General features: G+C 62.2%; 24 protein-coding genes and 1 pseudogene. 10 read left to right on the top strand and 15 right to left on the bottom strand.

All coding sequences use genetic code 11. The features are described from left to right. Window positions 1-385: 385 nt before the first annotated feature. Window positions 386-1,006: a recombinase family protein gene (locus tag AC1D1G_RS11375; RefSeq protein ID WP_477952182.1), complete on the bottom strand. Its 621-nt coding sequence runs from the start codon at window positions 1,004-1,006 to the stop codon at window positions 386-388. A gap of 301 nt (window positions 1,007-1,307) precedes the next feature. Then, window positions 1,308-3,461, bottom strand: a complete 2,154-nt coding sequence (locus AC1D1G_RS11370; RefSeq protein WP_477952180.1) for an AAA family ATPase — start codon at window positions 3,459-3,461, stop codon at window positions 1,308-1,310. A gap of 241 nt (window positions 3,462-3,702) precedes the next feature. On the opposite strand from AC1D1G_RS11370, the pseudogene AC1D1G_RS11365 reads away from it, so the two are divergent. Continuing rightward, window positions 3,703-3,958: pseudogene (locus tag AC1D1G_RS11365) on the top strand (response regulator transcription factor). 71 nt (window positions 3,959-4,029) lie between these two features. Here AC1D1G_RS11365 and AC1D1G_RS11360 read toward each other — a convergent pair. Continuing rightward, window positions 4,030-4,278 carry a hypothetical protein gene (locus AC1D1G_RS11360; RefSeq protein WP_477952179.1) on the bottom strand — a complete coding sequence of 83 codons (249 nt, stop codon included), beginning with the start codon at window positions 4,276-4,278 and terminating at the stop codon, window positions 4,030-4,032. A gap of 323 nt (window positions 4,279-4,601) precedes the next feature. Here AC1D1G_RS11360 and AC1D1G_RS11355 point away from each other — a divergent pair, with 323 nt between their 5' ends. Further along, window positions 4,602-4,889 (top strand): hypothetical protein, encoded by a 288-nt coding sequence (locus tag AC1D1G_RS11355; RefSeq protein WP_477952178.1) that lies wholly within the window; start codon window positions 4,602-4,604, stop codon window positions 4,887-4,889. Window positions 4,890-4,912: 23 nt separating this feature from the next. Here AC1D1G_RS11355 and AC1D1G_RS11350 read toward each other — a convergent pair whose 3' ends face one another. Beyond that, window positions 4,913-5,353: a very short patch repair endonuclease gene (locus tag AC1D1G_RS11350; protein WP_477952177.1), complete on the bottom strand. Its 441-nt coding sequence runs from the start codon at window positions 5,351-5,353 to the stop codon at window positions 4,913-4,915. A gap of 74 nt (window positions 5,354-5,427) precedes the next feature. On the opposite strand from AC1D1G_RS11350, the gene AC1D1G_RS11345 reads away from it, so the two are divergent. From AC1D1G_RS11345 to AC1D1G_RS11335, 3 genes are all read left to right on the top strand, one after another. Further along, on the top strand, window positions 5,428-5,652 hold the full coding sequence (locus tag AC1D1G_RS11345) for a hypothetical protein (protein WP_477952176.1): 225 nt from the start codon (window positions 5,428-5,430) through the stop codon (window positions 5,650-5,652). Window positions 5,653-5,721: 69 nt separating this feature from the next. Further along, on the top strand, window positions 5,722-6,945 hold the full coding sequence (locus AC1D1G_RS11340; protein WP_477952175.1) for a DNA cytosine methyltransferase: 1,224 nt from the start codon (window positions 5,722-5,724) through the stop codon (window positions 6,943-6,945). Between the two features lie 5 nt (window positions 6,946-6,950). After that, window positions 6,951-7,574: an Eco29kI family restriction endonuclease gene (locus AC1D1G_RS11335; RefSeq protein ID WP_477952194.1), complete on the top strand. Its 624-nt coding sequence runs from the start codon at window positions 6,951-6,953 to the stop codon at window positions 7,572-7,574. A 92-nt stretch (window positions 7,575-7,666) separates the two neighbouring features. Here AC1D1G_RS11335 and AC1D1G_RS11330 read toward each other — a convergent pair whose 3' ends face one another. Genes AC1D1G_RS11330 through AC1D1G_RS11315 form a run of 4 tightly spaced genes read right to left on the bottom strand, consistent with a single transcriptional unit; the run spans window position 7,667 to window position 12,412 of the window. Further along, window positions 7,667-8,278, bottom strand: coding sequence for a hypothetical protein (locus AC1D1G_RS11330; protein WP_477952173.1), 612 nt, complete (start codon window positions 8,276-8,278; stop codon window positions 7,667-7,669). Next, window positions 8,278-9,930, bottom strand: coding sequence for a restriction endonuclease (locus tag AC1D1G_RS11325; protein WP_477952171.1), 1,653 nt, complete (start codon window positions 9,928-9,930; stop codon window positions 8,278-8,280). Before AC1D1G_RS11325 ends, AC1D1G_RS11330 begins: the two co-directional genes overlap by 1 nt. Beyond that, entirely contained in the window at window positions 9,927-12,269 is a 2,343-nt protein-coding gene (locus AC1D1G_RS11320; protein WP_477952169.1) for an ATP-binding protein, read from the bottom strand. Before AC1D1G_RS11320 ends, AC1D1G_RS11325 begins: the two co-directional genes overlap by 4 nt. Continuing rightward, complete coding sequence (locus tag AC1D1G_RS11315; RefSeq protein ID WP_477952168.1) at window positions 12,266-12,412, bottom strand: hypothetical protein; 147 nt, start codon at window positions 12,410-12,412, stop codon at window positions 12,266-12,268. The genes AC1D1G_RS11320 and AC1D1G_RS11315 overlap by 4 nt, the downstream gene beginning before the upstream one ends. Window positions 12,413-14,143: 1,731 nt before the next feature. Here AC1D1G_RS11315 and AC1D1G_RS11310 point away from each other — a divergent pair. From AC1D1G_RS11310 to AC1D1G_RS11300, 3 genes are all read left to right on the top strand, one after another. Continuing rightward, window positions 14,144-14,551: a hypothetical protein gene (locus AC1D1G_RS11310; RefSeq protein ID WP_477952167.1), complete on the top strand. Its 408-nt coding sequence runs from the start codon at window positions 14,144-14,146 to the stop codon at window positions 14,549-14,551. Between the two features lie 129 nt (window positions 14,552-14,680). Then, a complete protein-coding gene (locus AC1D1G_RS11305) occupies window positions 14,681-15,277 on the top strand; it encodes a hypothetical protein (RefSeq protein WP_477952166.1) in 597 nt (198 codons plus the stop codon). A 376-nt stretch (window positions 15,278-15,653) separates the two neighbouring features. Then, a complete protein-coding gene (locus AC1D1G_RS11300; RefSeq protein ID WP_477952165.1) occupies window positions 15,654-16,160 on the top strand; it encodes a hypothetical protein in 507 nt (168 codons plus the stop codon). Between the two features lie 333 nt (window positions 16,161-16,493). On the opposite strand, the gene AC1D1G_RS11295 is transcribed toward AC1D1G_RS11300, so the two are convergent. The 3 genes from AC1D1G_RS11295 to AC1D1G_RS11285 all read right to left on the bottom strand — a co-directional run bounded on the left by AC1D1G_RS11295 (window position 16,494) and on the right by AC1D1G_RS11285 (window position 20,148). Next, window positions 16,494-17,357: a ParB/RepB/Spo0J family partition protein gene (locus AC1D1G_RS11295; protein WP_477952163.1), complete on the bottom strand. Its 864-nt coding sequence runs from the start codon at window positions 17,355-17,357 to the stop codon at window positions 16,494-16,496. Next, window positions 17,357-18,070: a ParA family protein gene (locus AC1D1G_RS11290; RefSeq protein ID WP_005249351.1), complete on the bottom strand. Its 714-nt coding sequence runs from the start codon at window positions 18,068-18,070 to the stop codon at window positions 17,357-17,359. The genes AC1D1G_RS11295 and AC1D1G_RS11290 overlap by 1 nt, the downstream gene beginning before the upstream one ends. A 197-nt stretch (window positions 18,071-18,267) precedes the next feature. Next, window positions 18,268-20,148 (bottom strand): RNB domain-containing ribonuclease, encoded by a 1,881-nt coding sequence (locus tag AC1D1G_RS11285; RefSeq protein ID WP_477952162.1) that lies wholly within the window; start codon window positions 20,146-20,148, stop codon window positions 18,268-18,270. A gap of 263 nt (window positions 20,149-20,411) precedes the next feature. Between AC1D1G_RS11285 and AC1D1G_RS11280 the strand changes: the two genes are divergently transcribed. Beyond that, window positions 20,412-20,687 (top strand): response regulator transcription factor, encoded by a 276-nt coding sequence (locus AC1D1G_RS11280; protein ID WP_477952161.1) that lies wholly within the window; start codon window positions 20,412-20,414, stop codon window positions 20,685-20,687. A gap of 420 nt (window positions 20,688-21,107) precedes the next feature. On the opposite strand, the gene AC1D1G_RS11275 is transcribed toward AC1D1G_RS11280, so the two are convergent. From AC1D1G_RS11275 to AC1D1G_RS11260, 4 genes are all read right to left on the bottom strand, one after another. Then, on the bottom strand, window positions 21,108-21,311 hold the full coding sequence (locus tag AC1D1G_RS11275) for a cold-shock protein (protein ID WP_477952159.1): 204 nt from the start codon (window positions 21,309-21,311) through the stop codon (window positions 21,108-21,110). Window positions 21,312-21,643: 332 nt separating this feature from the next. Then, window positions 21,644-21,997, bottom strand: coding sequence for a hypothetical protein (locus tag AC1D1G_RS11270; protein WP_477952158.1), 354 nt, complete (start codon window positions 21,995-21,997; stop codon window positions 21,644-21,646). A 381-nt stretch (window positions 21,998-22,378) separates the two neighbouring features. Beyond that, complete coding sequence (locus tag AC1D1G_RS11265) at window positions 22,379-23,245, bottom strand: hypothetical protein (protein ID WP_477952157.1); 867 nt, start codon at window positions 23,243-23,245, stop codon at window positions 22,379-22,381. 239 nt (window positions 23,246-23,484) lie between these two features. Continuing rightward, a complete protein-coding gene (locus AC1D1G_RS11260; protein WP_477952156.1) occupies window positions 23,485-23,913 on the bottom strand; it encodes a hypothetical protein in 429 nt (142 codons plus the stop codon). 173 nt (window positions 23,914-24,086) lie between these two features. Here AC1D1G_RS11260 and AC1D1G_RS11255 point away from each other — a divergent pair, with 173 nt between their 5' ends. Then, window positions 24,087-25,100 (top strand): hypothetical protein, encoded by a 1,014-nt coding sequence (locus AC1D1G_RS11255; RefSeq protein WP_477952155.1) that lies wholly within the window; start codon window positions 24,087-24,089, stop codon window positions 25,098-25,100. Window positions 25,101-25,260: the final 160 nt, after the last annotated feature.

Below are 25,260 nucleotides of genomic sequence, written 5' to 3'. Positions count from 1 at the left end.
GACCTCGTGCAGCTCGACAACAGCGGACCGTGCAACGGGCCGATCCACGTGGATTTCGAGACCAGCCCTGCCCGGGCAGGAAACCTCTCCGTACTGCTCACTCGCGCGGCACTTTCGGAGCAAGCCCGGCGTGTGCGACGAACATTCAGGTCGACTGGATCAACGGGATCGCCCCGTTCACACACACCCTGCGCGTGCCGGTAGACAACGGGCCCACCAGGATCGACGTTCCCACGGGTGCCGGCGTGAGCCTCGTCAATGTCTCGAACTTTCCGCTCCGGGCACTGGCGATCAGCAGCTACGTGCTGATCCCGTAGCCGACGCGCGCCTCATCTCGACTGAGCGACTCGGAGGGGCCGCGCTTCTCGACCGACCCCTCCCGCTTTCAGGCCGACAGCTCATCCTCCGCCAACTCCGGCTCCGGTGCCGATCCTGCGCGTTCATTGCGTGCGAGCTTGAGGTTCTCATACAGGGCCGTCTTCTTGAGGTCGTAACCCGCGCACAGGTCATCGACGGTGAATCGGCCGGTCTCGTGGTCCCGTAGCAGGAGGTTGCGGCGGAGCGGTGACAGTTTGTGCTGTTTGCCGCGCATCTTGCCCTTGGCCTTCGCGACCTCGACGCCGGCCTTCGTGCGCTGACGATTGAGGTCTGACTCGAATTCGGCCATGATGGCCAGAAATCCGATGAACATCTTGCCCATCGGATCGGTTGGGTCATACACCGTGCCGTCGATGTTGAGGGCTACGTTGCACGCGACGAGTCCGTCGACGATCAGGTGGAGGTCGCGGGCCGAGCGTCCGAGGCGGTCGAGCTTGGTCACCACGAGTTGGTCGCCGCTGCGGCAGACTTCGAGCGCGCGGGCGAGCGCCGGGCGCTTCCGGTTGCGTCCGGTGTAGCCGTGATCGGTGTAGACCTGAGCGCCGTCGACGCCGAGCTTGCCGAGCCATGCAACTTGGCCGGCGACGTCTTGTCGGGCGGTCGAACACCGTGCGTAGCCGATTTTCATGCTCGCAGTATCGCCGAACGGGCCGACATCTCACGTAGTTCGTTTTCCGGCGCGTCGTACCGGAATTTTCAACCGAACATCTATAACGAACGGGTCGGAGTCGACTCACCAGCCGTAGGTTCGCCGTGGAGCGCCGTTCTCCGGTGTACCGGTATGGCCATGGCCAAAACGGACTCCGATGGCCGCAGAATGGCGCTCAACCCATTTTGCCTCCTCGGCCGGGCTCGGTAACAGCTGCCAGAGGCCATGACCGGCGACCTTGAGCTGCGATCGCCCAGCTTACGCATCGCGGGTGTAGTGGCTATCGCTCGTGAGTGGCCAACGATACGATCCGCTCGCCTAGCCTTATTAGCTCGGGATTGAGGTTTGCGGGTGTTTCGGCGGCAGATAATGCTGCACTGGTGATCGCGGAATTCAGCTCCTCAGAATTAGGTTGCGGAAGACATCCGATTTTGTTCAAGAATTTCTTGATATTGCTTGGCCCCGCCGGGGGTGCATCGTTCTTCCATCGTCGAATTAACATCTCCCAGCTTTGCGTTGAATTTGTCAATAAATCTGATTCTGGCAGGTAGCAGACAATATCGGGCTGCGAAAGTCCGAATATTTCTACTCGAGAGATGTTTCCCGTATCAAGAGCTGCGGTCGCGAGTTCGGCTAAGTATCTCGCTTCGTCTACTCCCTTCAAACTCAGAAGACCACCGACCTTGCGCCTCGCCTCATCGAGATCGCCCCCATCTGCTGCGTCGCAGATCGCTTTCCAGTGTCCAGAAATTATTTGGTTGTCTAGGTTGTCGAGAACAACCAACACCCGCGCATTGGTCGCCATAAATAGCAACTTGGCTTCCACGAGAGACTTTGCATTTTTCGCGCCACGCATAGGGAAAATTCCTGCTGCAGCTTTATCGAGGTGTGGTCGAAGAAGGCTCTTCAAGACAACTTCATCGTGCAGACCCTCTACTACGACTGCAACATTCATCAATTGGATTAAGTCGGAAAACTGCAACCCCAACTGGACAACGCTTAAGTCGATATCAAACGAGTCGAGCAGGCTGTAGGTCAGAGGCCGAACCCTTGTTGCGCCTGCGCCGTTCTTGTCGCGGTACGTCAGTATCTTGGTCGCCTTCGCATTGTCTAGTACAAATGACGAGTGAGTCGCGGCCAGTACGCTCATTTGTCCCTTTTGGGCCAGTTCCATGAGACCGGCTGCAACACGGCGTTCCGCCAAGCGATGCAGTCCAAGCTCAGGCTCATCGCATACGAATACCACGGGGGCCTCGTCTCTGTGGGCGATTGCGAGCCGGATACTGTATTGAGCCCAGCGAAGTTGGGCCGTGGAAAGGTTCTCGATGGAGAGCCATCGGTCCGGGCTGGACGAGACTGAAAATTCCCACCGTGGGCGTTCGCCTAAGAGTAATTCGTCGGCGGTACAAAGATTGAACCGGATAGTAGGAGAAGGAATGAGCATGAGGGAAAAAAAGGAGTTGCAATCTCTTTCGATTTGCAATTTTCGAGTTTCTATTTCGGATGCTAACTCAATGGTATCTCTGCTTGTCGCTGCGATCATCGGAGCGCGCTTATTTGAAGGTCTGGGCGTTACGCCAGTGATCGCTACCAGCGTGTCAACATTAAGCTGACTTGTGTCAACCGCGGCGTCTATGGCCGTGGCTGGCATTAAGGTAATGCCCTTCCCGATGCTGAAAACTGGTACCTGCAGCCAATTTGGCCATTCGATATGGGCCTGCGGGGTTTCGCCTGTGCCAGTCGTAGGAAAACGCGTAGCGTAATTCATCGCGATTAAAATCGGAACAAGTGGATGAGTGTAGCGGTCGCTGTCGGGTTCGTCTGCAAAAACTCCTCGGTAGAAGGTATCTAAACTTTCAGGCACCGTCGCTAGTAAATTTGAAGCAAGCGTGCTGTCAGATACTCCAGCGGCAAGCCATAAAGACCACGTGCCGTCGCCATCTGGATGTAGAGTGAATCGACGATGTTGGATTAGGTCGTTTAGCGCTTGCTTTGTCTCGCTACTGAAGCCGTGGTGCGAAGCCCTCAGCTCAATCAATTTGAAGAGCTTTTCGTCGATCGAAAGTTCGTCATCGCTAGACTCCCGATATTCGCTATCCAGGATTTCGTGCTCATCAAATGAGTACGAAGAAAACATATCTCCACGCTCATGCTTGATCGCTGCGTTGAGAACTTGGTCGATCTGCCGTGGGAAAGTTGCGTAAGAATTGGGTGGCGCGTCGTCCAGCTGGATGTGTATCCCGGCGTATTCACCCCCCTTATTTCCCAAGAGGCAGTCCGCCAGCGCTCGAAGTACGTGGCTCTTACCGGCACCATTGAGCCCGTACAACACCGATAGACCGTCATCGAGTTCGAGGTGGATGATATCGCTAATCGGACCCGACCCGCTTAAGGAAGTGCCGATGATCTGGTAACCATTTGCCTTCAGTGCCATCGATCTAATCTATAGGGCAGGGTCAGTGAAATGTCGCATGAGGTTGCTGTGACCTGGGGTTCCGTGGCGTTACCCGGCCTGTCCTCTGAGGCCCGGAGCTGGTGGGGCACGGGGGCCGGTCTCGCCGTGGCAACGACCTCGGGCACCGCAGGGCCAGGGTCTCGCTGCGGACATAACCCGGACGAAGTGTGCGTCCAGCAGTAGTACCACCTCCGGCTCGAGAAGGTGAGTTCGTGGGGCCTTGCCTGAAGCCGGCGCGGGGCTGCGGCGGCGGCCCGCGCTGTCTCCGCGCGAGCTGGAAATTCTTCGCCTGTGGCTGCGCATCGAATCGAAGTCCGTTGCCGCATCCGAACTGGGAATCAGTTTGGGCACGATCAACACCCACACGTTCCCGGATCCGAGCGAAGTACGCCACCCTCGGGCGTCCTGTTGCAGACAAGTCCGGATTGTTGGTCCGGGCGCTGCAGGACGGGCTGGTGTCTCTCGCGAAGGTCTGACGCCAGGTGATCTGCAATCCTGAACCGGCATCTGGCGATGCGCGGATTCGCAGACTCTCTCGATGTCTCGTCTACGACCGTCGGGTCCAGGTCTGGCCATTGAGCCGTGCTGCCCGGGCATTCTCATGAGCGACGATTGCCTCCTGCCAGTCCCGATCCGTCACTGCGAGGTGATCGCGGGTAGCTGGAGGTGGAACCCCGAGTTGCGTAGCGATGTGCGCCCACGACCTGCCTGCCGTGATGGCCTCGATCACCGCCCGGGTGAGGAGATCTTCGGTCTGGACGCCACCGGAGACGGCATCAGCGCTGTCAGTGTCCACACGAAAGCTTCCCGCTCTGGCGTGATCGACAGGTTGGGTTTTGCATCCAAAAGACTCTAACGGTCGAACTCGAATAGTGATATCGGGCGCCGGGTGAGTTCGGTGGCACTGGGATTTGGTCGGCTGCGGGGTGCACCGGCGGCCGTCCGATCTTGCTCACCCCTCGAAAAACGGGGCTGCATCGATGTGGCACCTTCGGGGTGACTACCTCCTGAGCACTATCCTGAATAGGAATCTGTGGGCTGCAGTGGAGCGCGATGCGCTTGGTTATTGGGCGAACCARCAAACGCCTATACCTATCCGTCCGGGAGGTGAGGTTGGCCATGGAGCGCGACGATGCCGCCAATTTCGAGCAACACGCTGATGCCACGAACGACGACGCCAGTCGGTTTACACCCTACGGTCGCCGTCACCTCCCACGGCCTCCTCCTACAACAACGAAACTGACCGAGTGGGTTCCCGCGCTCGCGGCAGAACTCGGCAAGCCGCCGACCGTCGTCCACCTCTGGGCGCAACAAGTGGCCGGCGACCTCGGAATTGATTGGGATATGACCATGGCCCGCGCCGACGTCAATATGATTACCGACCTTGTGAAAAGCCGGTTCGGCTGACACCACGCCGCACCGCCGGGGCTTCACCGTTCGTCACTACGTCTCGCCTGACGTCGTTCGTGCACGACCGCCGCGACGCGCTGAGCCGCAGCAGCGACGTCCTCGTGCTCCCAGACCACCAGCACCAGCCATCCCACGTCCGACAGTCGTCGGTCAGTGTCCCGATCCCGCGCGACATTCTCCGCGACCTTGTTCGCCCAGAACTCTTGGTTCTTCGTTGACGGGCGATAGTGCTCCGGGCATCCATGCCAGAAGCAGCCGCGCACCTCGACGGCGACACGTGCTGGACCGAAGACGATGTCTACTTTGCGCCGGATTTCTGAGACCGGGCGAGCACACACCCGATACCGCAAGCCCATGGCGTGGAGGGCACGTCGGAGCGCGAGCTCCGGCTTCGTGTCGCGCCCCTTGTTCCCCTGCATGACACGTCGTACAGCGGGGGTTGACGCCCACGACTCGACCACGGCTTCTACGCTACGTCGAGTGGATGTGGCACCGCGTCCCACCGTCACTCCTGCCCCGGGCCCCGAGGAGTACCATGCCTAACGCCGTGAACGCGTTCGAACGCCTGCATCGTGAGGCCGTGAGTTGTATCGAGTACACATTAAAGTTCCACGGCATGGAGTCGAGTGCCTTCGACGTCGATGGAATCGCGTACCGTATGGCGAGGTACTGCGCGGAGGACTCCATCCCAGTCGACGGACTCGACATGCTCGACGACGACCTTGTGTGGAGACTGATCGAACAAGGGATCGAAGATTAATCAGCGTGTCGCGCGGCGTGTCACCTGGGTCTGGTGAAATCCCTCCCCCGCCCGCGCTAAATTACATGCGTGAAATCCGTGGAACTGTTCGCCGGGGCCGGCGGCCTCGCGCTAGGTTGTGAGCTAGCCGGATTCTCACCGGCGAAGGTTGTCGAGTGGGACCGGTGGGCGTGCGACACCGTCCGCGAGAACCGCGACCGCAACTACCCACTCGTCGCCGACTGGGACGTCGTCGAAGGTGACGTTCGCGGCGTTGACTGGTCGGCGTTGGGGGACTCCGTCGATCTCGTGGCGGGTGGGCCCCCATGCCAGCCGTTCTCCATGGGCGGGAAGGCGCGCGCAGCCGACGACGCTCGGGACATGTTCCCAGCGACTGCCGAGGTCATTCGTCAGCTCCGACCGAAGGCGTTCATCGTCGAAAACGTCCGAGGACTCACGCGCAGCGCTTTCGCGAACTACTTCCAATACATCCAGCTCCGACTGGCGCATCCGGACCTCGTAAGCCACGAGGGCGAGACGTGGGTGGATCACCTGCACCGCCTGCAGAGTGACCACACCTCCACGCGTTCCGACGAGCTGACGTACAACGTCGCCCCCACGCTCGTGAACGCCGCCGACTATGGAGTGCCTCAGCAGCGTTGGCGTGTCTTCATCGTCGGATTCCGGTCGGACCTCGACGCTGAGTGGTCGTTCCCGACGGCGACCCACTCATACGACGCGCTTTTGTACTCGCAGTGGGTGTCCGGCGAATACTGGGAGCGCCACAAGGTGCCCAAGTCTCGGCGCGAAGAGATGCCCGCACGTGCGGCTAACCGTGTTAAGGCCCTCGCAAAAGCGGGCACACCAGCCGAGAGACCCTGGCGAACCGTGCGCGACGCCATTAGCGACTTGCCTGAGCCGAAGGTCGGCGGCGACAAGAAGCATTTGAACCACGTTCTGCAGCCGGGCGCACGTACGTACCCGGGTCACACAGGCAGTCCGATCGATCTTCCGGCGAAAGCGTTGAAGGCGGGCGGCCACGGCGTTCCTGGCGGTGAGAACATGCTCCGTCGACCCGACGGGTCCGTGCGTTATTTCACCATTCGGGAGTCCGCGCGTCTGCAGACCTTCCCAGACCGGTACCAGCTGCACGGCGCGTGGGGCGAAGCCATGCGCCAGCTCGGCAACGCCGTGCCCGTCCTGCTCGCGCAAAAGGTCGCGGGTAGCGTGGCTGAGCACATCGCGGTCGCCGACCTCCGCGCCGCTGCCAAGGAACGCAGCGTCGGCACGACTAAGAAGCATGCCACCGCTTGACCGTGATGAACTCCTTCAATCCACTCGACATGCACAACCTCGGCCTCAGCATCACGACAGCGATGCTCGACACCGATCCCACACCGCTTGGGGCGGTGCCCAGATTCCAGGGCGCCGGGCTTTACGCGATCTACTACACAGGTGACTTCGCCGCGTACCAGATGCTCGCGGAGCGCAACCGGGACAACAAGTTCGAGCAGCCAATCTATGTAGGCAAGGCAATCCCGAAAGGCGGACGCAAAGGCGGACTCATCGTCGCGGATCCGGAGAAGCCGACGAAGGGCACAGTGCTCAGCTCCCGTTTGAAGGAGCACGCCGGAACCGTCGAGAAGGCCACCAACCTCAACATCGAGGACTTCTGGTGCCGGTGGCTAGTCGTCGAGCCGATCTGGATCCCGCTCGGCGAGAACGTCCTCATCGCACGCACGGCACCGGTGTGGAACCGAATCGTTGACGGCTTCGGCAACCACGACCCAGGGGCAGGCCGACACGCGGGAGAAGTCAGCCGCTGGGACGTGCTTCATCCTGGTCGCGAATGGGCGCAGAAACTGAAATCCAGACGCGAAAGCGACACCGCCGAACACATCCAGGACGACATCACGGAATACCTCCGCTCCCGCCTGGAATGAGCGCCTTGTCCAAGACAAGTAGCAGCAACAGCTATGGTCCCTCGGAGTGAGACCGAGGACCAGCGTCCGCTGAACCGCTCACTGCATATGGTCTAAGCTCCAGGCTTCCGGCCAACCGCGTAGGTGACCTGCTTGCAGTCCGCATCGACGATATTGCTGAGCGCCTTGACCGATCTCCAGTCGTTCTCGGGAAGCGGGGCACTATTCGGCTTCGTGATGACAACGGTGATCGGCTTCAGTGGGTCTTCGGCACGGATCAGACAAGAATTCCAGATCAGTGCCTGGATTGCGCTGAGTGGGCCCCAGATTACAAACATCGACTGTCCTTTGCGATCCTCGGCGAAGCATCGCATGGGCTTTATCTGCAAAGTGTCCGGCATGAGCACCCACTGATCACCGAGCGCCAGTCGCACTACGGATTCGGCTCCGGGATATGCCCTTTTCGTGAAGGGCGCGATGGGGCCGGCGCCCTCCAATGCTCGTCGGTAGTCATGCGCGGGCCCATCCTTGATCCAGACTCTCACCTTCTCGGCGGGCATGAACGGTGCCAGCCGGGCACCGATCTTCGGGTCTTTGACGAATCGGTCGTACATCTCGCTGGCTGCGGACGCCGACAATTCCTCCCAACGTGCGGCGTCGAACTGCCGAACCAGTTCCGTGATGACCTCGCTTCGCACTTCCCGCGGTATCGCTGCCGCTGCCACTAGATCCCTCCGATCGGCGGGAACTCGAGTCGCACGGTGTCGTCAGCGCCACCGAGGTCGCCGATATCGGCCATCCACTGTTCGAGTAGGTCCCGCACGTGGAGGTCCTCGAAGACGAATTGGTTCCTGCCCAGAGACACCTGTTCGATCTCATCCTCGGAGACCTGTTCACGCATGTCATACAGTTCTGCGAGACGCCGGATATCGCTGACAAAGTCGAGCACCTCGACGTGTGTCTTCCCTTTCCGCAGCCGAAGTCCGCGGCCGAGTTGTTGGACGAATATCCGTCGACTGTGTGTCACCCGTGCGAAGCACAGGATGTTCACGTCGGGGACGTCGACGCCTTCGTTGAGGATGTCCACGGCGACCAAGATCGGTACTTCCCCCGAGCGGAACTTGAGGAGGCGCTCCCGCCGTTCTCGGATCTTCAGATTCGCGTGCAGGGTCGCCGTATTCTCCCATCCGGGTCGGAGCGCCAGGAGGTCGCGCATGCGCTCGGCGTGTTGGATACTTTGACAGAAGACGATGGCGCGCGGGCTCGTCGTCTGGTCCCAGACCCGTTCGAGATTTTCCTTAACTGCCTCGTCTCGCTCAGGAATGAAGAGGCGTTTATTGAGGTCTTTGATGGAGTAGCCGTTCTCGGACGCTTCCCGAACGAAGTCCCAGTCGATGTTGTCCGCGAATACGCGGTACTTCACGTCCGCGAGGTATCCGAGCTTCATTCCTTCTGAGATCGACACGCGGACGACCGGTTGCCCGAAGGTCTGCTCGATGTCGTACTTGTCGCCCCGCCACGGCGTTGCGGTCACGCCGAGCCGCTTGGCACCGGGCAGGAGATCGAGCATCGTTGCGTAGTTGCCGGTCTCGCCGACGTGGTGGGCCTCGTCGACGACTATGAGCCCCGGTGAGTAGCCCGACTCGATGTACGCGCGAGCCGTCGGGGCGACGCCGAAGGTAACTCCCGGTAGTGCGTTGGGCTTCGAGGAGCCGTTCAGGAGCCGTGTCGGGACGTTCTTCGGGACGTCACGCCACATCGCGCGTTCGAGTTGCTCGACCAGGTCGATCATGTGTGCCGTCACCAGGACTTGCGCTCCTGGATTCGCGAGTAGGAATCGTCTAAGCACCTGACCAGCCACCACGGTTTTTCCGAGACCGGTCGCCAGGTACACGAGAGCCTCACCCGATTCGGTGAGTGCTTCCCATGAAGCCTCAACCGCACGGTCCTGGTACTGGTGCAGAGTGAACGGTTTCACCCTGTCGGGGGCTTTCTCATACAGCGCTGCGAGACGGCCACCGTCCCACAGGGTGATATTGATTCCGACTTCTCGTAGGGCGTGCGCCCGTTGCTTGGCCTTCTGTGTAAAGCCTTGGGTGGTCACGACCACCGCTCGATGGATCTTGTAGTGCCTCATCGCGTTGTGCGCCTCATCCACCGCGTCAAGGTCGACGTTGCCCGACTTCTTCCACTTCGCCTGGAAGATCCAATCCTCACCGCGTAGCCGGGCGAGAATGTCGGCGCCCTTGTCGCCAGGGCCGTCGACGTTGACGACGTCGGTGAAGGCGATCAAGCCAAGTAGCCGTTCCAGCTGACGAGTGAATCCCTTCGGCCCTTCTTCGAGAAGGAACGGGGGGTCCAAGAACGACAACGTCATGCCGAGACGACCTCCGCATCGAGGAGCTCGGCCGTCATGAGGAACCGCGACAGTTCGAGGGTCTTGTGCGTCGCCGGTCCGGCAACCATCCTCCGCAAATCCGCGAGAAGCGCACCCACGCGTGCTACCTGTTCGGCTTGGGTGTCCTCGCCGAGCGGACCGTAAGTAGTGCGGAAGAGCGCCCCGTCCAGTACCCGTTCCGGGCAGTTGGTTACGAGGTCCTGGATCCCTTCCGCGCTCAGGTATCGGGCGAACTGGCCGCAGTCGATGGCGCCGGTCCAATCGACGTCGGGCGCGATGGTGACCGCAATGGTTTCGGCGGAGCGCCTTGAACCACTAGAGAGCGCACTCCAGAAGCCGCTCGGGTCTTTCGGAGCTAGGTCGGCGAGACGCTCGCGCATATTCTCGAGGAGAGCCTCAGCTCGCGCGCGAACAGCTGCGGCATCCACCCGACGATCAGGAAACTGTTCGAGAATCGACGTCACGAGTTCTTCGACCGGCCCGTCGAATGAGTAGACGTTGGTCAAGCGGGATGCGGCACACACCAGCGCGAGGTTCATCGGCGACCAACCGTATTGGGAGATCAGCGCAGTCCCCGAATCGACATACACCTCGATCTCGCCCGCGACGATACGAATCTCGTACGGCTGCTTACGATCATCCTTGATCAGATCCACCCCAGACGTGACGTAGACCCGCAGAACGGCCTGGGCAGTCCCAAGCCGCACCTCTGTGTCCGTGTCCGGCAGGAGAGTCGCGGCCTCTTGGTACCGAGCGAAGCGCTCGTTCTCGGTTTCCGGTTTGATCGGTTCCGGCTCGTCGGCCTCCGCAGAGTCAGCCGCGCCCACCTCGCCGTCCTCGCCGAGGTGAGACAGACCCTCCTCGTCCAGCCAGCTGTCATCATCATCGGGCGGAGACGATTCGGGGGGCGGCCCGTTCTTGATCCGATCGTGGTTCTTGGCTGCCTCGTACCACTTCTCGTCAGTCTCGAAGTCGGGATCGCCCCTTCGAAACTTCGTGCCCCACTTCCTTGCGGTGTCATGCATCGCCGTCTCGCCGTTACCGGGGGTGAGACAGCGCAGACCCGGGTCGTTGTCGCGGTAGGCGTTGAAGAATCTGCTCATCGGCGACGTGTTCTTCTGCCCGACGAGGCGCATCGCGATCTGCGGTCGCAGTGGTTCGGGCCCACGAATCTTCTCCACCATGAATCGCCACTCGCTCGACGATTTGTCGAAGTTGTTCTTTCGCACGTTTACAGGCGTGTGGTCGAGGTGAATCTCACCGACAATCCGTCCCATGCCTAGTTCGATCGGATACTCGAGTACGAACTCGCCGTCCGGCGTCTCCCAGTCGAACAGAGACTTGTCCTGGTAGGTGATCGCGCGACCGTGCCGCAAGAACGTCAGACCGAAGTCCGACTTGTCGGCGTAACGTTGGATGCCGAGCCAGCCCCAGATTCGACGCTCACGCTCCTGGATGTCGGTGCCCTCGCAGTCAACGCACTGTTCGTAGGCGGTGCCGTACCAGCGGCCACAATTCATGCAGGCGTAGGCATTGGTGAGAGGAACATTGATCCTGGTCGCCGCAGGGACCTCAGCGCCCTTGTACGTAACGGATCGGCTCGGATCCCAGATACAGGGCAGGTGGGGAGGGGCGGGACGATTGTTCACGTACAGTCGCTGATTCGCACCGCCCATTAGCTCGGCACCCGAATGCCCACCCTGAGGGTCACGCAGCATGAAGGTGTAGATGCGACCGAGGTGACCAACGGTCTCCTGAATGGCCTTGGTGGCCTTCAGCCGCGTAATGATGTCCTCGCGGAGCTTCGTCACCGTGATTAAGGTGCCGTGCTCTTCGCTTGCCTTGTCTTGGTACCGCAGAGGAACAACGTAAGTGGATTCACGCTGCATCGCCATGAGGTCGATGGTGGCGATTACCCATTGGTCATCGCCGCTCCGGCCGGTGCGAACCTCGGTTATTGCACCTAAGCGCGCTGTGGCGATGTTGAACCCCATCCCGAACAAGCCGAGGCTGCCGAAGCGCTGCTTGCCGGACGTCCCCGCGCTGAGCGCGTCCTGCAACTGTGTGGCTGACATACCACGCCCGTTGTCGACGACCGAAATCTTCGATTCCTTCGTGACCTCGCCGGTCTTTGGGAGAGTGATATCGATCCGTGGTTCCAGTGTCTGATCCGCCCGGGACGCCTCGACTAACTCGTCCAGCGCGTTGTCGACCAACTCTCCAAGGCATTGGTGAAGTTGGAGATCGACCTCCGCGATCATCTCCAGGATTCGCGGAGAGGGAGTCAGATTGAGCGTGCTCGGATGCGCTTCGGTCATGAGTTGTTTCCCACCGTGATCAACGCTCCGTGGACACCCGCAGTGAGGGTCTGCCCGAGGAGAACGGGGACCGAGTTGCCTGATCGACGCGTGACTCGCGGATTCTCATACGGGGTGGTGGAGACGACTGCAGTCTCGGGCATGTGGTTCCTCTGTGTTGGGCTGACTGGAAGCTATCTTGCCGTAACCCGCTGGACCATTCGCTGGCGGTCCCACGACACGCTGACCAGCCGTGTACGGCATGCCAGGCGCGACGGAGCAGCGCGAAGGAGCCTCCGCGACCACATACGATTTGCGGACTGCGGAATTGACGCGACGAGAATCGCGGCCGAACGAGGATCGTCGCCTGCTGAGGATTGGGACGGCGAGAAATACACGGGCCCACTGCTACCAACGGACCATGCATCCAACCCCGGGACGACGACGCGCTACTGCTTGTCGATCCCACCCGCGCGGCGGAGCAGCGAGAACGCGATCTCGCCCAAGCACAGGAATTCGAGGCTGCCCCCTCCGGCGATACGACGCCACCGACGGCCGGCAACGGTAGCGCGACAGCCGGCCGATCCATGCCCACCCGGCCAATACCCACACCGCCAGAGCGTCAAGTCCAAGACCCGGTACTTCGGCGCCGCAACGCTGAGCCCGGACTTCTACGCCCGCGACTTCGGACGCATACCTCGAATTGCTGAATCGCCGCCCTGGACGCTCTGTCTCGAATGTCAGTCAATCGAATGTCATCTGAGCGAATGTCATCTGAGCGAATGACATCTCCACGAAATCTTCCGCACCACCTGAATACGTGCAGACGTCGGACCTGCGGCTTGTCCAGGTGGGAGATTTCCGCCGCTGCGGAGTCAACTCCGTGGCGTGATGATTGTTGGCGTCTCGGCTATCTCGGCAGTCCGCCGCGGACCACCGTGGTGATCCGGCGTGGTGAGCCGAAGCCTCGCGGGTCGGATACGCCGTCGGTACGGTAGCTGTTCAGCTTGGGAGCCGGTCGGCACTTCCCGCAGAGAGGGTCCTTCGACTGCTTTAAGTTGTAAGGCGCCCCACACCGGGAGCACGGCTCGATCCTCGGGGGCTCAGTCGCCTGCAACCGAAGACTCTTGCTCGTGCGCTTGGGCCTGCTCCGTTTCCTGCTCATGGCTCAGATCTCCCTGATGAACTTGGCGACTTGCTTGGTTGCGGCTCCACAAGGGGAAGCTCGGTCCGAACGCGAGCGATCTCCAACACCAAATGATCCACACGCAGAGCATGCCAGTTGTGGGCGACACCGCCAGCTGAAGTCTGATGGCCCGGAACGCTGCGGGCAGGACGCAATCGCTATCAGCCGGGTGCGGGCCGCAATGTCACCTTCTACGTCCGCATTGACGTGTCCTCGGTCTCATGGCAGGACGTTCTCGCTGGATGTGAGAAGTAGAAGGCTGTCGCACGGGCGCGCGCCGCCCGATCTTCAAAGCTCTTATCAGGAATCAATGGACGAGTGGGAGGAAGTCCCTGTCTGACAGCATATTTGCACATGCCTGTGTCGCCAGCCTGCTCGTTAGGCGGTTGGGCCGGGCGGGCAGCCGACGACTTGACCGTGGATAGTGCAAGCGACGGCGCCGGCCACGGGCTGGCCTTTACAATCCGATTAACGCTCGTTGGAGCGGTGCGGCCTATCCGAGAGAAAGACGGTCCATCGAGTGACGAATCAATCGAACCGACCTGGTGGCGATGCTGAACGCAGCATCGTCGACCGGTGGCTCGCTAACGGCAAGCCCATCGAGTCCCACGGTCCGGAACCAGCCGTTCCACTGGTAAATCTCAACGCCGCCGGAAGTTTCGTAGGCGTGCCCTCACGAAGACCTCCGGCCCCCCTTCCGACGAGCTACGTGCCCAATGTGGTTGCTGGCATGATCGCCTGCCTGGGAATCGTGATCGGCAGTCTCGGGCCCTGGGCGGCCTTGCCCACTCTAACTTCAGTCGGCCCCGCCGGCACAGAAGGCGACGGCCTACTGACGCTGGTCCTTGCTGCAATGGGCGCAGCCGCCCTATTCGCGATTCTCGCGCGGGGTGGATTCACCAAGTACGGCGATCGCTGGGTCGCACCAATCGCCGGTGGGATCGTCGTTGTCATAGGCATCGCCGATGCGTCGAAGATCAGTGGCGGGGAAGTGGAAGTCATGAAAACGATGGTCGCCACGTCGGTTGGCTGGGGTCTATGGGTCGTCCTGCTGTCAGGCGCAGCGCTGAGCGTCACGTCGTTCACCGTCTCCCGGATCGTCGGCAATCGAACCTGACGACTCGTGCCGGCACTGATCCGGTTCGCCGATCTAGTCGGAACGTCTCTATATGCTTCTGCGAGAACCAAGGAAGTCGAGCCCCAGATTGAAGTGCGTGGTGGTGTTCGTAGGGATAAGGCGGGTGTAATGGTTGCGCAGGTGAGGAGTTCGGCCCTGGTGTCGGTGAACCTCCCGGGGTACATCGTCGCGTGGATTGCGAGTGTCGTCATCATTGTTAGCAGTGTCGCGCCCTGGGCGACCGCGGCGTTCATCTCTGTTCCCGGTACTCAGGCCGACGGCATGTTCACACTGGCACTGGGATGTGTCGCTGCATTGGTGCTGCTGATCAAGGCTGCGACGACCAGCCGATGGCCGCTGGTTGTGGCTGCCTTGTCGGGCGCCCTCAGCCTGGTGGTGGCTGTTGTGGACCTGACCAGAGTGTCCAGCTTCATCGCCGATGATGACCTCAATGGCGGTATGGCGTCCATCGGGTGGGGACTGTGGATGGTTGCGGTCGGCGCAATCCTCCTCGTCGTCGGTTGCGTTGTCGCTGGGATCGGCGCTTCACGCTCGGTCACCATTGCAACCAGCCCCAACGCTGCCGCTGGGACCATCGACCCAGCCGGTCCGCGCAATCTGACGGACCTGCTGGCTAGCGCTGCCCTGATTTGCGCTAGCGCTTTCGGTGGTGGGGTCGCGATTCTCGTCTGGCTTGATCTGCTATTCGGACTTCCACCGCTCTGACCGCCTAGAACGCAAGGGCATCTGACACACGAGTCCTATCGAGCCTCGAGCCGCGTCCGTTTTGACGAAGGCCAAAACGGACCCTGGCGACCGCAGAAAGGCGCTCAGCCCGTTTCGCCTCTTCGGCAGGTTCGGTAACAGCCTCAGGAGCCGATGGCCGGGACCGTTGGCGGCCACTGCTCACCCCCCGGCTCTATCAGGGCGAGTCCTCTGCGAGTTACCTGATGAAGTCATGGTCGCGATCAGCTCTTCGCCGTAGGCGCTAGGAGAGCCCCTCATTCCGTGAATTCTCCCTTACCGGAGGAAGATTCCGGCCCCAAATAGTCCGATGCAGTGGGAAAATCGTCGCGGATTCTCTTGCGCCCAAGGAGGCACCATGAAGTCTGATCTTGGTATCCGCAGTTCCCTTCGCATCCTTGCTCGTTCGCTCCCCATGGCAGCCCTGATTCTCCTGCCCAGCGCCGCAGTTGCCCTACCTGCACAGGCAGAGCCGGCGGTGGTCACCGAAGACACCTTCACTGATACCTCCGACCGTGTCGGACCCGCCTCGTACTGCTCGGATGGGCCGCTGTACAACCTCACCGAGACTTTCAACTTCTCGGTGCGCACTGTCGACACGAGTGCAGGCGTTCAGCGCCTCAACTTCCGGTACACGGTGCTGGTGACAGGGACTCCCGTCGATCCGGGCTTGCCCACCGTTACCGCCACCGGAGCCAGTGGTGGGGGGCTCACCAGCGGCCCAGCCGAATCCAACTCTAGTCAGCTACTGATCAAATGGTCGTTCTCCGACGGCACTCAGCTGACCGAGCGATCCCTGTTTCACTACACCTTTGCCAACAGCGATTTCACAAACTTCCGAGTGACCTGCAACAGCGTCCCGTAACGAAAGGCCGAGCAGTGGTCGGCGGTCGCACTGAACAGCTTGGTCTGGCCGGTATAGGGATGGCCAAAACGGACCCCGGTGACCGCAGAACGGCACTCAGCCCCTTTCGTCTCCTGGAACGGCCTCGGTTACAGCTGACGAAGCGGATGTCCGCGACCGTCAGCTACTGCTCGTCCCTAGAAATGGGTAGACGCAGGCATAGTCGACGAAACGTACGGACGTCGTCGGAAGCGTTAGGCCGTCCGCGCAAATGTGCGGACGGCCTAACGCTTCCCAACAAGCATCTTGGTATTGGGCTGTCACCGTGGGGGACAGACCAATACCAATCCCGAATCAGTGTCGATCGGTGAGTGCCTGGATCAGTGTTCTCAATCCGTCGGCATCGAGGTAGTCGACGAGGGCGTCGGCGAGCGTGGCTGGGTCGGCTTCCAGGCGACGGAAGGTGCGGGTGACCTTCGCCGCGGTGACGGGAGTTCTTGTTGGCATGCGGTTTTCAGGATCAGGTGTCGGATCCGGCTCGGGCTTCTTGTGTTCTCGCTGTTGTTCGGCTGCCCAGGCTTGGACTTGGGCCTCAGGTGGGACCTGGGCGAGTGAGCGGGCGGTGCGGACGGCGAGCTCGCCCTTGCGGAGTGCGGTTTGCAGTTCGGGGGCGAGGTTGAGCAAGGATCGKCGGTACGAGATCCACGCCTTGGACTTGTTGAGCCTGAGGGACGCCTTGTCGACGGTTCCGCACTCGTTGATGAGGAGTTCGACGGCCTTGGCCTCTTCGATGACGTCGAAGTCGCGGCGGCCGACGTTCTCGATGACCGCCGCGGCGAGTAGGGTCTCCCGGTCCTTGGCGACCTCGTCTTTGACGACGATGTCGAGGTTGGGGCGGCCGAAGTTTTCGGCGGCGGCAAGGCGCCGGCACCCGTTGATCACCACCCATCGGGCGAGCCCGATCTTGGTTTCGTCTTCTGGATACAGCTTCAGGTAGGCGTCCCGGGTGACTACCAGGGCGGGTTGGAGTTGGGTGCCGGTGATCGAGACCAGATCGCTGAGATCGCCGAGGTCATCACGCGGATTGCGCGGATTCGGTGCCAGCTCGCTCAGGGGCACGTTGGTCGGTGTCCCGCCGACTGGGGGACGATCGACGGGGGAGTTGTCGCCCACGACGCCGGCGAGGGTCGCGAGGTTGGTGCGGGTGCCGCGTGCCATCACCGACCACCGTCGATCCGCAGTTCCAGTGCCAGCCGGTAGAAGTCCTCCCGGGCCTGCAGCGCCACCCGGTTGGCGGGGTATTCGGTGACCACCAGGCCGTCGGCGCTGGCCCGGGCGTGCAGTTTGTAGTGCCGGATGACGGTCTTGGCGAGTGGCCACTTGTTCGCGCGGACGAAGTCCTTGGTTTCCTCGAGATCGGACTTGCCGTCGCGAGGGTCCCAGTTGTTGATCACCACGGTGTACGGAATTCCGCGGGGCTCGAGGATCTTTCGGATGGTCCGGGCGGTCGGGTCGAAGGACAGCGGTTCGGTCTCCATCGGCACGATGACATGATCGGCAACCTCGAGCACCGTTCGTAGCGCGTCGGCGGCCGGTCCGCGACCGAGTGGGTCGGAGGTGTCGTCGGCGGCGTTGAGGTCGATCCAGCCGGGGGTGTCGACGTACACGTGGCGGATGCCGGGCAGCTGACCCAGCTGGCGGAGCCCGTTGAGGTCGTCGTGGGCCTGCACGACGTGAAACGGCAGGTTGTCGAGGCGGTCCGCCCACCAGATCGCCGAGCCCTGCGGGTCGACGGAGACCGCGGCGACCGGGGAGGTGGCCTCGGGATCGTCATCCTGGTTGAGAACGTCCGCGGTGACGGCGGCGAGATTGACGGCGACGGTGCTCTTTCCGACGCCGCCCTTCTGATTGAGAAGGACATGAATGGTCATGGGACCCTTTCCGTTTGCTTCACCCACTCGTGTGGGCTACTTCGGACGGAGAGCACGGTACGGCACCAGGAGGTCGCGGCAGGTCCGACACGCGGCGGGGTGGCGAAATGATGTACGGATCGCCCAACGCGCCTCACGATGTCCGTTTTGTCTGTTGTTCACCGCGGTGAACAACAGACAAAACGGACATCGTCAGTTCAGTGCTGTGCGAAGAGTGTCTCGACGAGCGCGGCGGCGGATGCGGTCTTCGCCGCGGTTTTCGTGGTCGCGTCGGCGGTGGCGGTGTGGCCGGCGAGGTGCACGGTGGCGGTGAAGTGGGGTGCGTGTGAGGGCCCGTCGGTGTGGAACTTCCACTCGGGCGGGGCCTGATGGTTGTTCTGGGCGAGACTCATCAGCCAGGCGGTGGGGTTCGACAGTGCCTTGGACTTCTTGGCCCCGTCCAGATTCAGTGCGGCCGGCGTGGTTTTCCGATGTGGTTCGACGGACTTGGCGGGATCGGAATCCTGCGGCGCCGGTGGGGGAGTCGTTGGATGTGGGGATGGCTGAGTGGTGGGCCAGTCCGGTTCCGTGTCGGGGTGGTCGGTGCCGGTCAGCTGCGCGCGCAGTGCCGCCCAGAGGGCGGCCTGTTCGGCCGGCTTCTTCGCGGTTGCGGTGGTCCACGGTCCGCGAATGCCTCGGTGGGTGGCGCGGGCGGCGAACAGTGGGTTGTGGTCGGCACCGTTGCGCCGGATCTCGAGATCGGTGGGAGGTTGATCGGGGTGGGCTTGCTGCCACACCGACGCCACGCTGGGGCCCATCTCCGGATGGGTGTCGGCGAGGGTGTCCAGGACGCGGAGCTGGATGGGACGCCAGGTAGGGTCGGCGGCGTCGATCAGGACCGCGACGTCCGGGGCGGTCATCAGGTCGGCGTCGACGCGGCGGGCGAGTTCGGCGGCGAGTTCGGCCCGAAGCGGTCCGGCGGCTTCGGCTTTGAGGACCTTGTGGAATCGTCGACCGTCCAGGGCGGTGAGATCGGCGGTGGCCGCCTGTTCGGCGACGATGCGTTGGTCGGCGTGCTTGAAGTGATTCTTCTTCGCCTCCCGGGCGGCGCGGGTGCGCCGGTTCAGGTCCGCGCCGAGGGCTGCGAGCTGTTCCCCGGTGTAGGGGGTGGGGGAGTGGTCGAGGTGGGCGAAGATGATCCGCTGGTTGATCAGGTCGGCCACCCGCCGCAGCGGGGAGGTGACATGGCTGTAGGCGCTGAGACGGAGACCGTAATGTCCGTGGACCGTCGGATCGTAGGTCGCGGCCCGCAGCGTCGACAGCAGGCGGCCACGCAGTTTCGCGAACAGGTCCGGGTCCCCGGCCGCGGCGGCGATCTCGTGCATCAGCTCGTCGGTGCTGCCGGCGACCGGGTTGGGTCGGTGGTTGCGGAAGAGGATCGGCAAACCCTGTTCGACGCACCAGAGGGCGACCGTCTCGTTGGTGGCGATCATCAGCTCCTGCACGATGACGTAGGCGACGGTCCGCAGTTCGGCGGCGATCGCCACGATGGCCCCGTCCTCATTCGCCGCCCAGCCGCGGGTGAGGTCGTAGAACGCCAGGGCACCGCCGTCGCGGCGGGCGCCAAGCAGGACCTGCGCGGCCGCATCCGCTGCAGTCAACTGGGGGTGCAGGGGATGCGCCGTGTCGGTCAGGATGCCAGGCACCTGTGCGTGATCGACGGCCACGCACCGGCCCGACGGGATCTGTCCGCGGCCGACGGTGACATCGACCAGCCGGCCATCGGTGGTGAGGGTGCCGGTGACCCGCAGGCTGGTTCGCCGCGATTCGGTGGTCAGGGTGGCGGCCTGTTCGGCTGTGTCGCCGAGCATCGGAATGGTGCGGCTGCGCAGATACCGGGTCTCGGCCCGCAGGAACGCCTGCTCGTCGGCGACCGACCCCAGTTCCACGACGTCGGCGACGCCGGCGATATGAACCTCGACCGACCACCCGCGGCCGTCGGCCCGAGGGATGACGGAGAAGGCGTCGTCCCGGTCCCGTGCATGCTGCGAGTCGATCATCAGCAGCGTCGACACGTCGGTAACTGTGGAAGATGTCATGGTCGCCGCACCCCCTTGGTTCTACAGGCCTCCGACGATAGCCAATCTTCCCCGGGCACCGTCAGCGACGCGCCCCTGGAGCATCGCCCACGCATCCTCGAAACCGGCTTCGGGTACGGTTTGTTCACCGCGGTGAACAACGGACAAAACGGACACTCCTCGGTGGCGTGAGCCTGCGTGTCGACCCATCCGGCTGGGGTGCCGCCTCGAATCGCACAGTGTGTCCAGCGGCAAGCGCTGCGGCTCGAGAAGGTGAGATCGGTATGGATTCTGTTCCTGGCCCCACGCCCGACACTGTCGGGGAACCACAGCAGCGGCCCACGCTGACGCCACGCGAGCTGGAGATTCTTCGCCTGTGGCTGCGGAGTGAATCGAAGACCGTTGCCGCAGCCGACCTGGGAATTAGCCTGGGCACGATCAATACCCACCTGATTCGGATCCGGGCGAAGTACGCTGCCGCAGGCCGCCCCGTTGCCGACAAATCAGGCTTGTTGATCCGGGCGCTGCAGGATGGGCTGGTGTCTCTCGCTGAGCTCTGACGCAACGGTCCACTTCATGCTGTAGCACGTCAGAGCGCTGCGGAGGGGTGGCCCGTCGGTCTGTCCAGTGTGCAGATCTGACGGGCGCGTGGTCGCAAGTCGAGTACGAGTTTTCTTCCTTTGCAGCGACTCACGCAGATCATCATCATCTCGCCGGCGTCTTGCTGGTCGGGAGTCAGGTATTCGTCTCGGTGATCAGGCTCGCCTCGAGCACCTGCCACCGCCACCCCTGGTCGGTGTCCGACGCCCCCGGGGCGTGGGAAGGGCGGTGCCTCGGTCATGTTCGTTTGTCAGGTCAGAGCTTTGCTAGTCCGGCAACGTTCCTCCGCCTCGACCCGCACAACCAGGCGTGTCCAGCGATGAATCGGTTCGTTGGTGGCTTCCGGCATCGGGCTCCTCCCGTCCGACGCGCCGATCGGCTCAGACGGGGCGCACATTCTGGGCGTAAACCCCTTTCGGTCCTCGGCCGACCTCGAACTGCACCCGCTGATTCTCCTCGAGTGACTTGTACCCGCTGCCCTGAATCTCGGAGAACTGGACGAAGAGGTAGGCGCTGCCGTCGTCGGGGCTGATGAATCCGAAGCCCTTCTCGCCGTTGAACCACTGCACTGTGCCCTGCGCCATGGTCGTTCACTCCCTGCAGCCGACGAGGCGGCGCCTCCCACCGAGGGCCGATCTCGACACCCTGACCGTCCCCGTACCGCGGATGGCCGGAGGGTCGAACAACTGGTGTCCTCGATCGGAGGATGCCAGAACTAGCACCCTGTGTGTAGGGGCGAAGGTCCTACAGCATTCGTCTCGGCACGCGAGCGCGATTCGTACGGCCAGCGCCGCCCGACACTCCCTGAGGCTGCGCGAGATTGCGCTACGCACCACCCGGGCGGTCGGCTCCCCTTCGCGGACGGCGCTGACCGGTTCCCAGGCTAGCGACGGTGTCGGGGGAACGGAAGGCGGGCTCAGGTGGGAGCGTGTCCGTTCGGCCGGTGGTGTCGTCGCGCGTAGAAGCGGTCCCGCTGCTCGTCGAGCAGGAKCAGGCCCCGGTGTCGGATCCGTTGGTGYTCGCGGGCGATCAGCAGGTGGACGGCGACGATGTGTCGAGTCAGGGCGWCGGCGCGGCGGGCCGCGTTCTCGTCGTCCAGCAGGTAGGCGGCGGCGCGGTCGCCGGCGATGAGGAACCGCTCGTAGGCGAGCCGAGTGGGTGCCTGCTCGTCGAGATGGGATTGCGCGATCACCTCGACCAACTGCAGGGGAACCCGCAGCAGTCGGTAGGGGAACCGGAGAAGGGACATCGTGAGACCGCCGAGCGTCACACCGCGGATCGTAGCCCTCTCGATGACCCTGGGGACATTGATGCGGAAATCGGGGGTCGGCCTAGGGCTCGCACGTTGGGTTCAGGTCGCGCTGTCGCGGGTAACCCGAGAACCAATCCGAGACTCCCCCAACCAGGACCGATCCGATGACCTACAGCTAACGGAGCCGTTGCGCCACTGCCACCGACTGGAATCGGGGGACGCGGGCATAGAGTCAACGAACGTGCTGGCGTCATTGGAAGCGTTAGGTTGTTCGCATGCTGTGCTCGACACACAGTTGCGCAGCGTGGGCATCCACCAGTGGAGATCGCTCGAGGCCGCAGGCATCTTCGGTGATGGCCCCAAACGGCGAATCGCAGGTGATCAAACAGGATTCCCGTATCACTTGCCAGTAGGCACGTTGTATTCCATTTGTGGAAGCAGTATATCGGGTTTGGTACCGCATTGAATATCGTACGGCTCCGTATCGATACATAGCCTAATTCCCGCTTGACGTGCATCCTCGTTCATTCTCTTCAAGTAGGAATCCGTGAGCTGAACCGCAAAAAGTCGCCATTCGTTAGGGCGGAAAGGTTCTGGGCATGCATCCGACGTAAAAGCTTGGTCGCCTTCGTTCTTGCACGATCTTGCGCCTTCATCTGCAGGAGTGTAACCCTTCTCGCTCGTTCCTATGCCGAATTCGTTCGGATATGCAGTCCTCTCGCCCGTATTCCATACCTTCGCAACCAAGTAACGTTTCACGCCGACGCCTGTCCACTCATCAAACGGGATCGTCCCCGAAAAAGTGGCGGTACCTTTGTCTTTGCCCCAGTATGAGTTGTTTTTAGGACCCTGGCCCGGGTTATCGATTTCCACCCATACATCATCTGGGAATTCAAAAACGACGCCAGTGCTTTCGACCAGCCGTTCCTCGAGTCTGAAGCCTTGCTGCTGTAATTCGTACTGCAGTTTTTGTATGTCGCGCTGTGTTTTCTGCGTGTCGACCGACTGGCTCGACAGGTTGACCTGATCTTTCTGTAAGGCTTGTTGATGCGCCCATAGCCCACTCGAAACGATGAATGAGATAATTGAGACAACTACAGCGAAAAAGGCCAGCGTGTTACGCGTCGCATCGGACGCCCAGCCGTCATTCTTGGTTACGTCATTCTTGGGCACGTCATGCTTGGCGGCGTCGTCATTTATGGGGGTCGCTCCCTCATGTGTCGTGACCTCGTCGTGCAACGAGACGTGCTCAGCGTCTTGTTCCACTGTCTACCCCCACTCTGCTGTTAAGAATAGAACTGGACTTGGCGATCACTGTTGCTCTGTACTCGCCGCTTTCGTAGTCAGCATTCCCTTTTGGGTGCAATCTCCTCGGATGCCGCCGGAGCTAAAGGCGATCCAAGACTTCGAGGTTGCTAGCGTCGAGACCGGTTGGTTTCAACCTTAATCGTCCTCGCCTGCAGTGACGATGTCACGGGTGATTCGCATATCTAACCGGTGGACATTCAGCGGCGCCCATCGCGAATCTGGTAAACCCGCTCTCGACTGACTCCTGCCGCTCCTGCGAGCCGTGTAGCTGAACCACCGTCGCGCATTGCATCGCGGAGCGCGGTACGCCACGCCAGGTCCTGCCGGCCCGCCTCAATCTCCGCCTGCGCCTTGGCGAATGTCACGTGTTTGACGATCTGCTCCCATTCGACGGCCTCGACATCCACGATCCTGTAGCCACTCTCGACCGCGGGCGTGTCGCCGCTGGTGATCCGCCACCCGTTCGCCGCCAGGACGTCCTCTGGGACTTCGTCGGCGGCCAGGGGATAGCGGGCAACGAAGCCCTCACCGGTGGGATCGTCCGGCGCGGTCATCACGAGGATCTCAGGATCGCCGAGAGCGACGGCGTCGCTGGTCACGATGTGAGCGGCATAGGTCGACGACATTCTGTCTCCTTCATCTGCGGTTCTGACCTGTTTCGTAAAGCACGCTACACACTTTTCGTAAAGCACGCTACACGCTTCACCTTTTCGTATCGTTTCGTTTCATAACAATCATGTAATGAAACGAAACGATAATGTGTTACGATTTACCTCACGTCAACGGTGGGAGCGTCGAAATGGCTGAAAACAAGCCGGGTAGGCCCCGGGAGTACGCGTCGGACGCTGACCGAGTCCGGGCCTGGCGGGCGCGGCAGAAGCAGGAGACCGCCTCGGCCGCGGCGGAGGCTGAGCTACCCAACGACCCCGCGGAGGCCGCGGCGGCGTTGGCGCAGGTCCTGCCGTTGCTCCGGCAGGAGGCCGGCGGCGCACTGGAAAGGCTGTCTGCGGTTGCTGATCGGATCACCGGTGCGGTCGACCTGCTCGGGGATCCGGCAGCGATAGACGCCCACCTACGCCGCGCACAGGTCACCGCTGCCAAGGTGGAGGCCGACGCCGCCGCGGAGATCGAAGACCTCCGTAACCAGCTCGACGCGGCGATCGATGACCGGAAGAACGCCGACGCTGTCGCCCAGGCCGCCGAAGCGGCGGCCGCGGAGTCATCGACAGCGCTCGCCGATGCCCAGCGTGAGCACGCTGAGCAGCTGCAGGCCCTGCGGGTAACGCAGCAGCAGGAGCTGGCCGCGCTCGCTGACGAACACACCGCAGTCCTTGATCGGTGGCAGCAGCAGTTCGACACCGCGGCCGCCGAGCACCGCGACCAGGCGGCAGAACAACAGAAAATCATCGAGTCCCTCCAGGCCCGCAACACCGAGCTCGGCAGTGAGATCGACCAGGTTCGGACTGAATCTGAACGCGCACTGGCAGCGTCGACGGCCACCATTGCCCGTCTCGAATCCGATCTCGCAGAGGCGCGGACCGCGGTGCAGTCCGAACGCACCCGAGCGGATGCAGCCCGCGACGAACTCGCCACCACTAAGGCGGATCTCGCCACTGCCCAGGCGCAGGCAGCGGCCGCTCGCGAGCGAGCCGGCGAACTCCGCGACGAGCTCGGCGCCACCAAGGCGGATCTGGTGACCGCGCAGGCGCAGGCAGCGACCGCCCGCGAGCGAGCTGATGAGCTGCGCGCCGAACTCGCCGAGGCGCGTACTGCCGGCGCGGCGACCAAGGACGGCGAGCGGGACACGAAGTGACTCTCAGGGGTAGGCGTGCGTTAGGTGTGCGTGTCTACTGCCGGACTGCAGCGACGGAGTCGACCCTCAGGGGTTGCTTCGGCGGCGGGACAGGACATCTGCTGGCGCCGCGCGACAGTTCAGGGCGCTACACCGTCTCAGACGGACCGAACCCCGGAGG

This window comes from Rhodococcus sp. P3_B8 (genome assembly GCF_056402775.1).
This window is presented reverse-complemented; position numbering and strand designations above follow the sequence as displayed.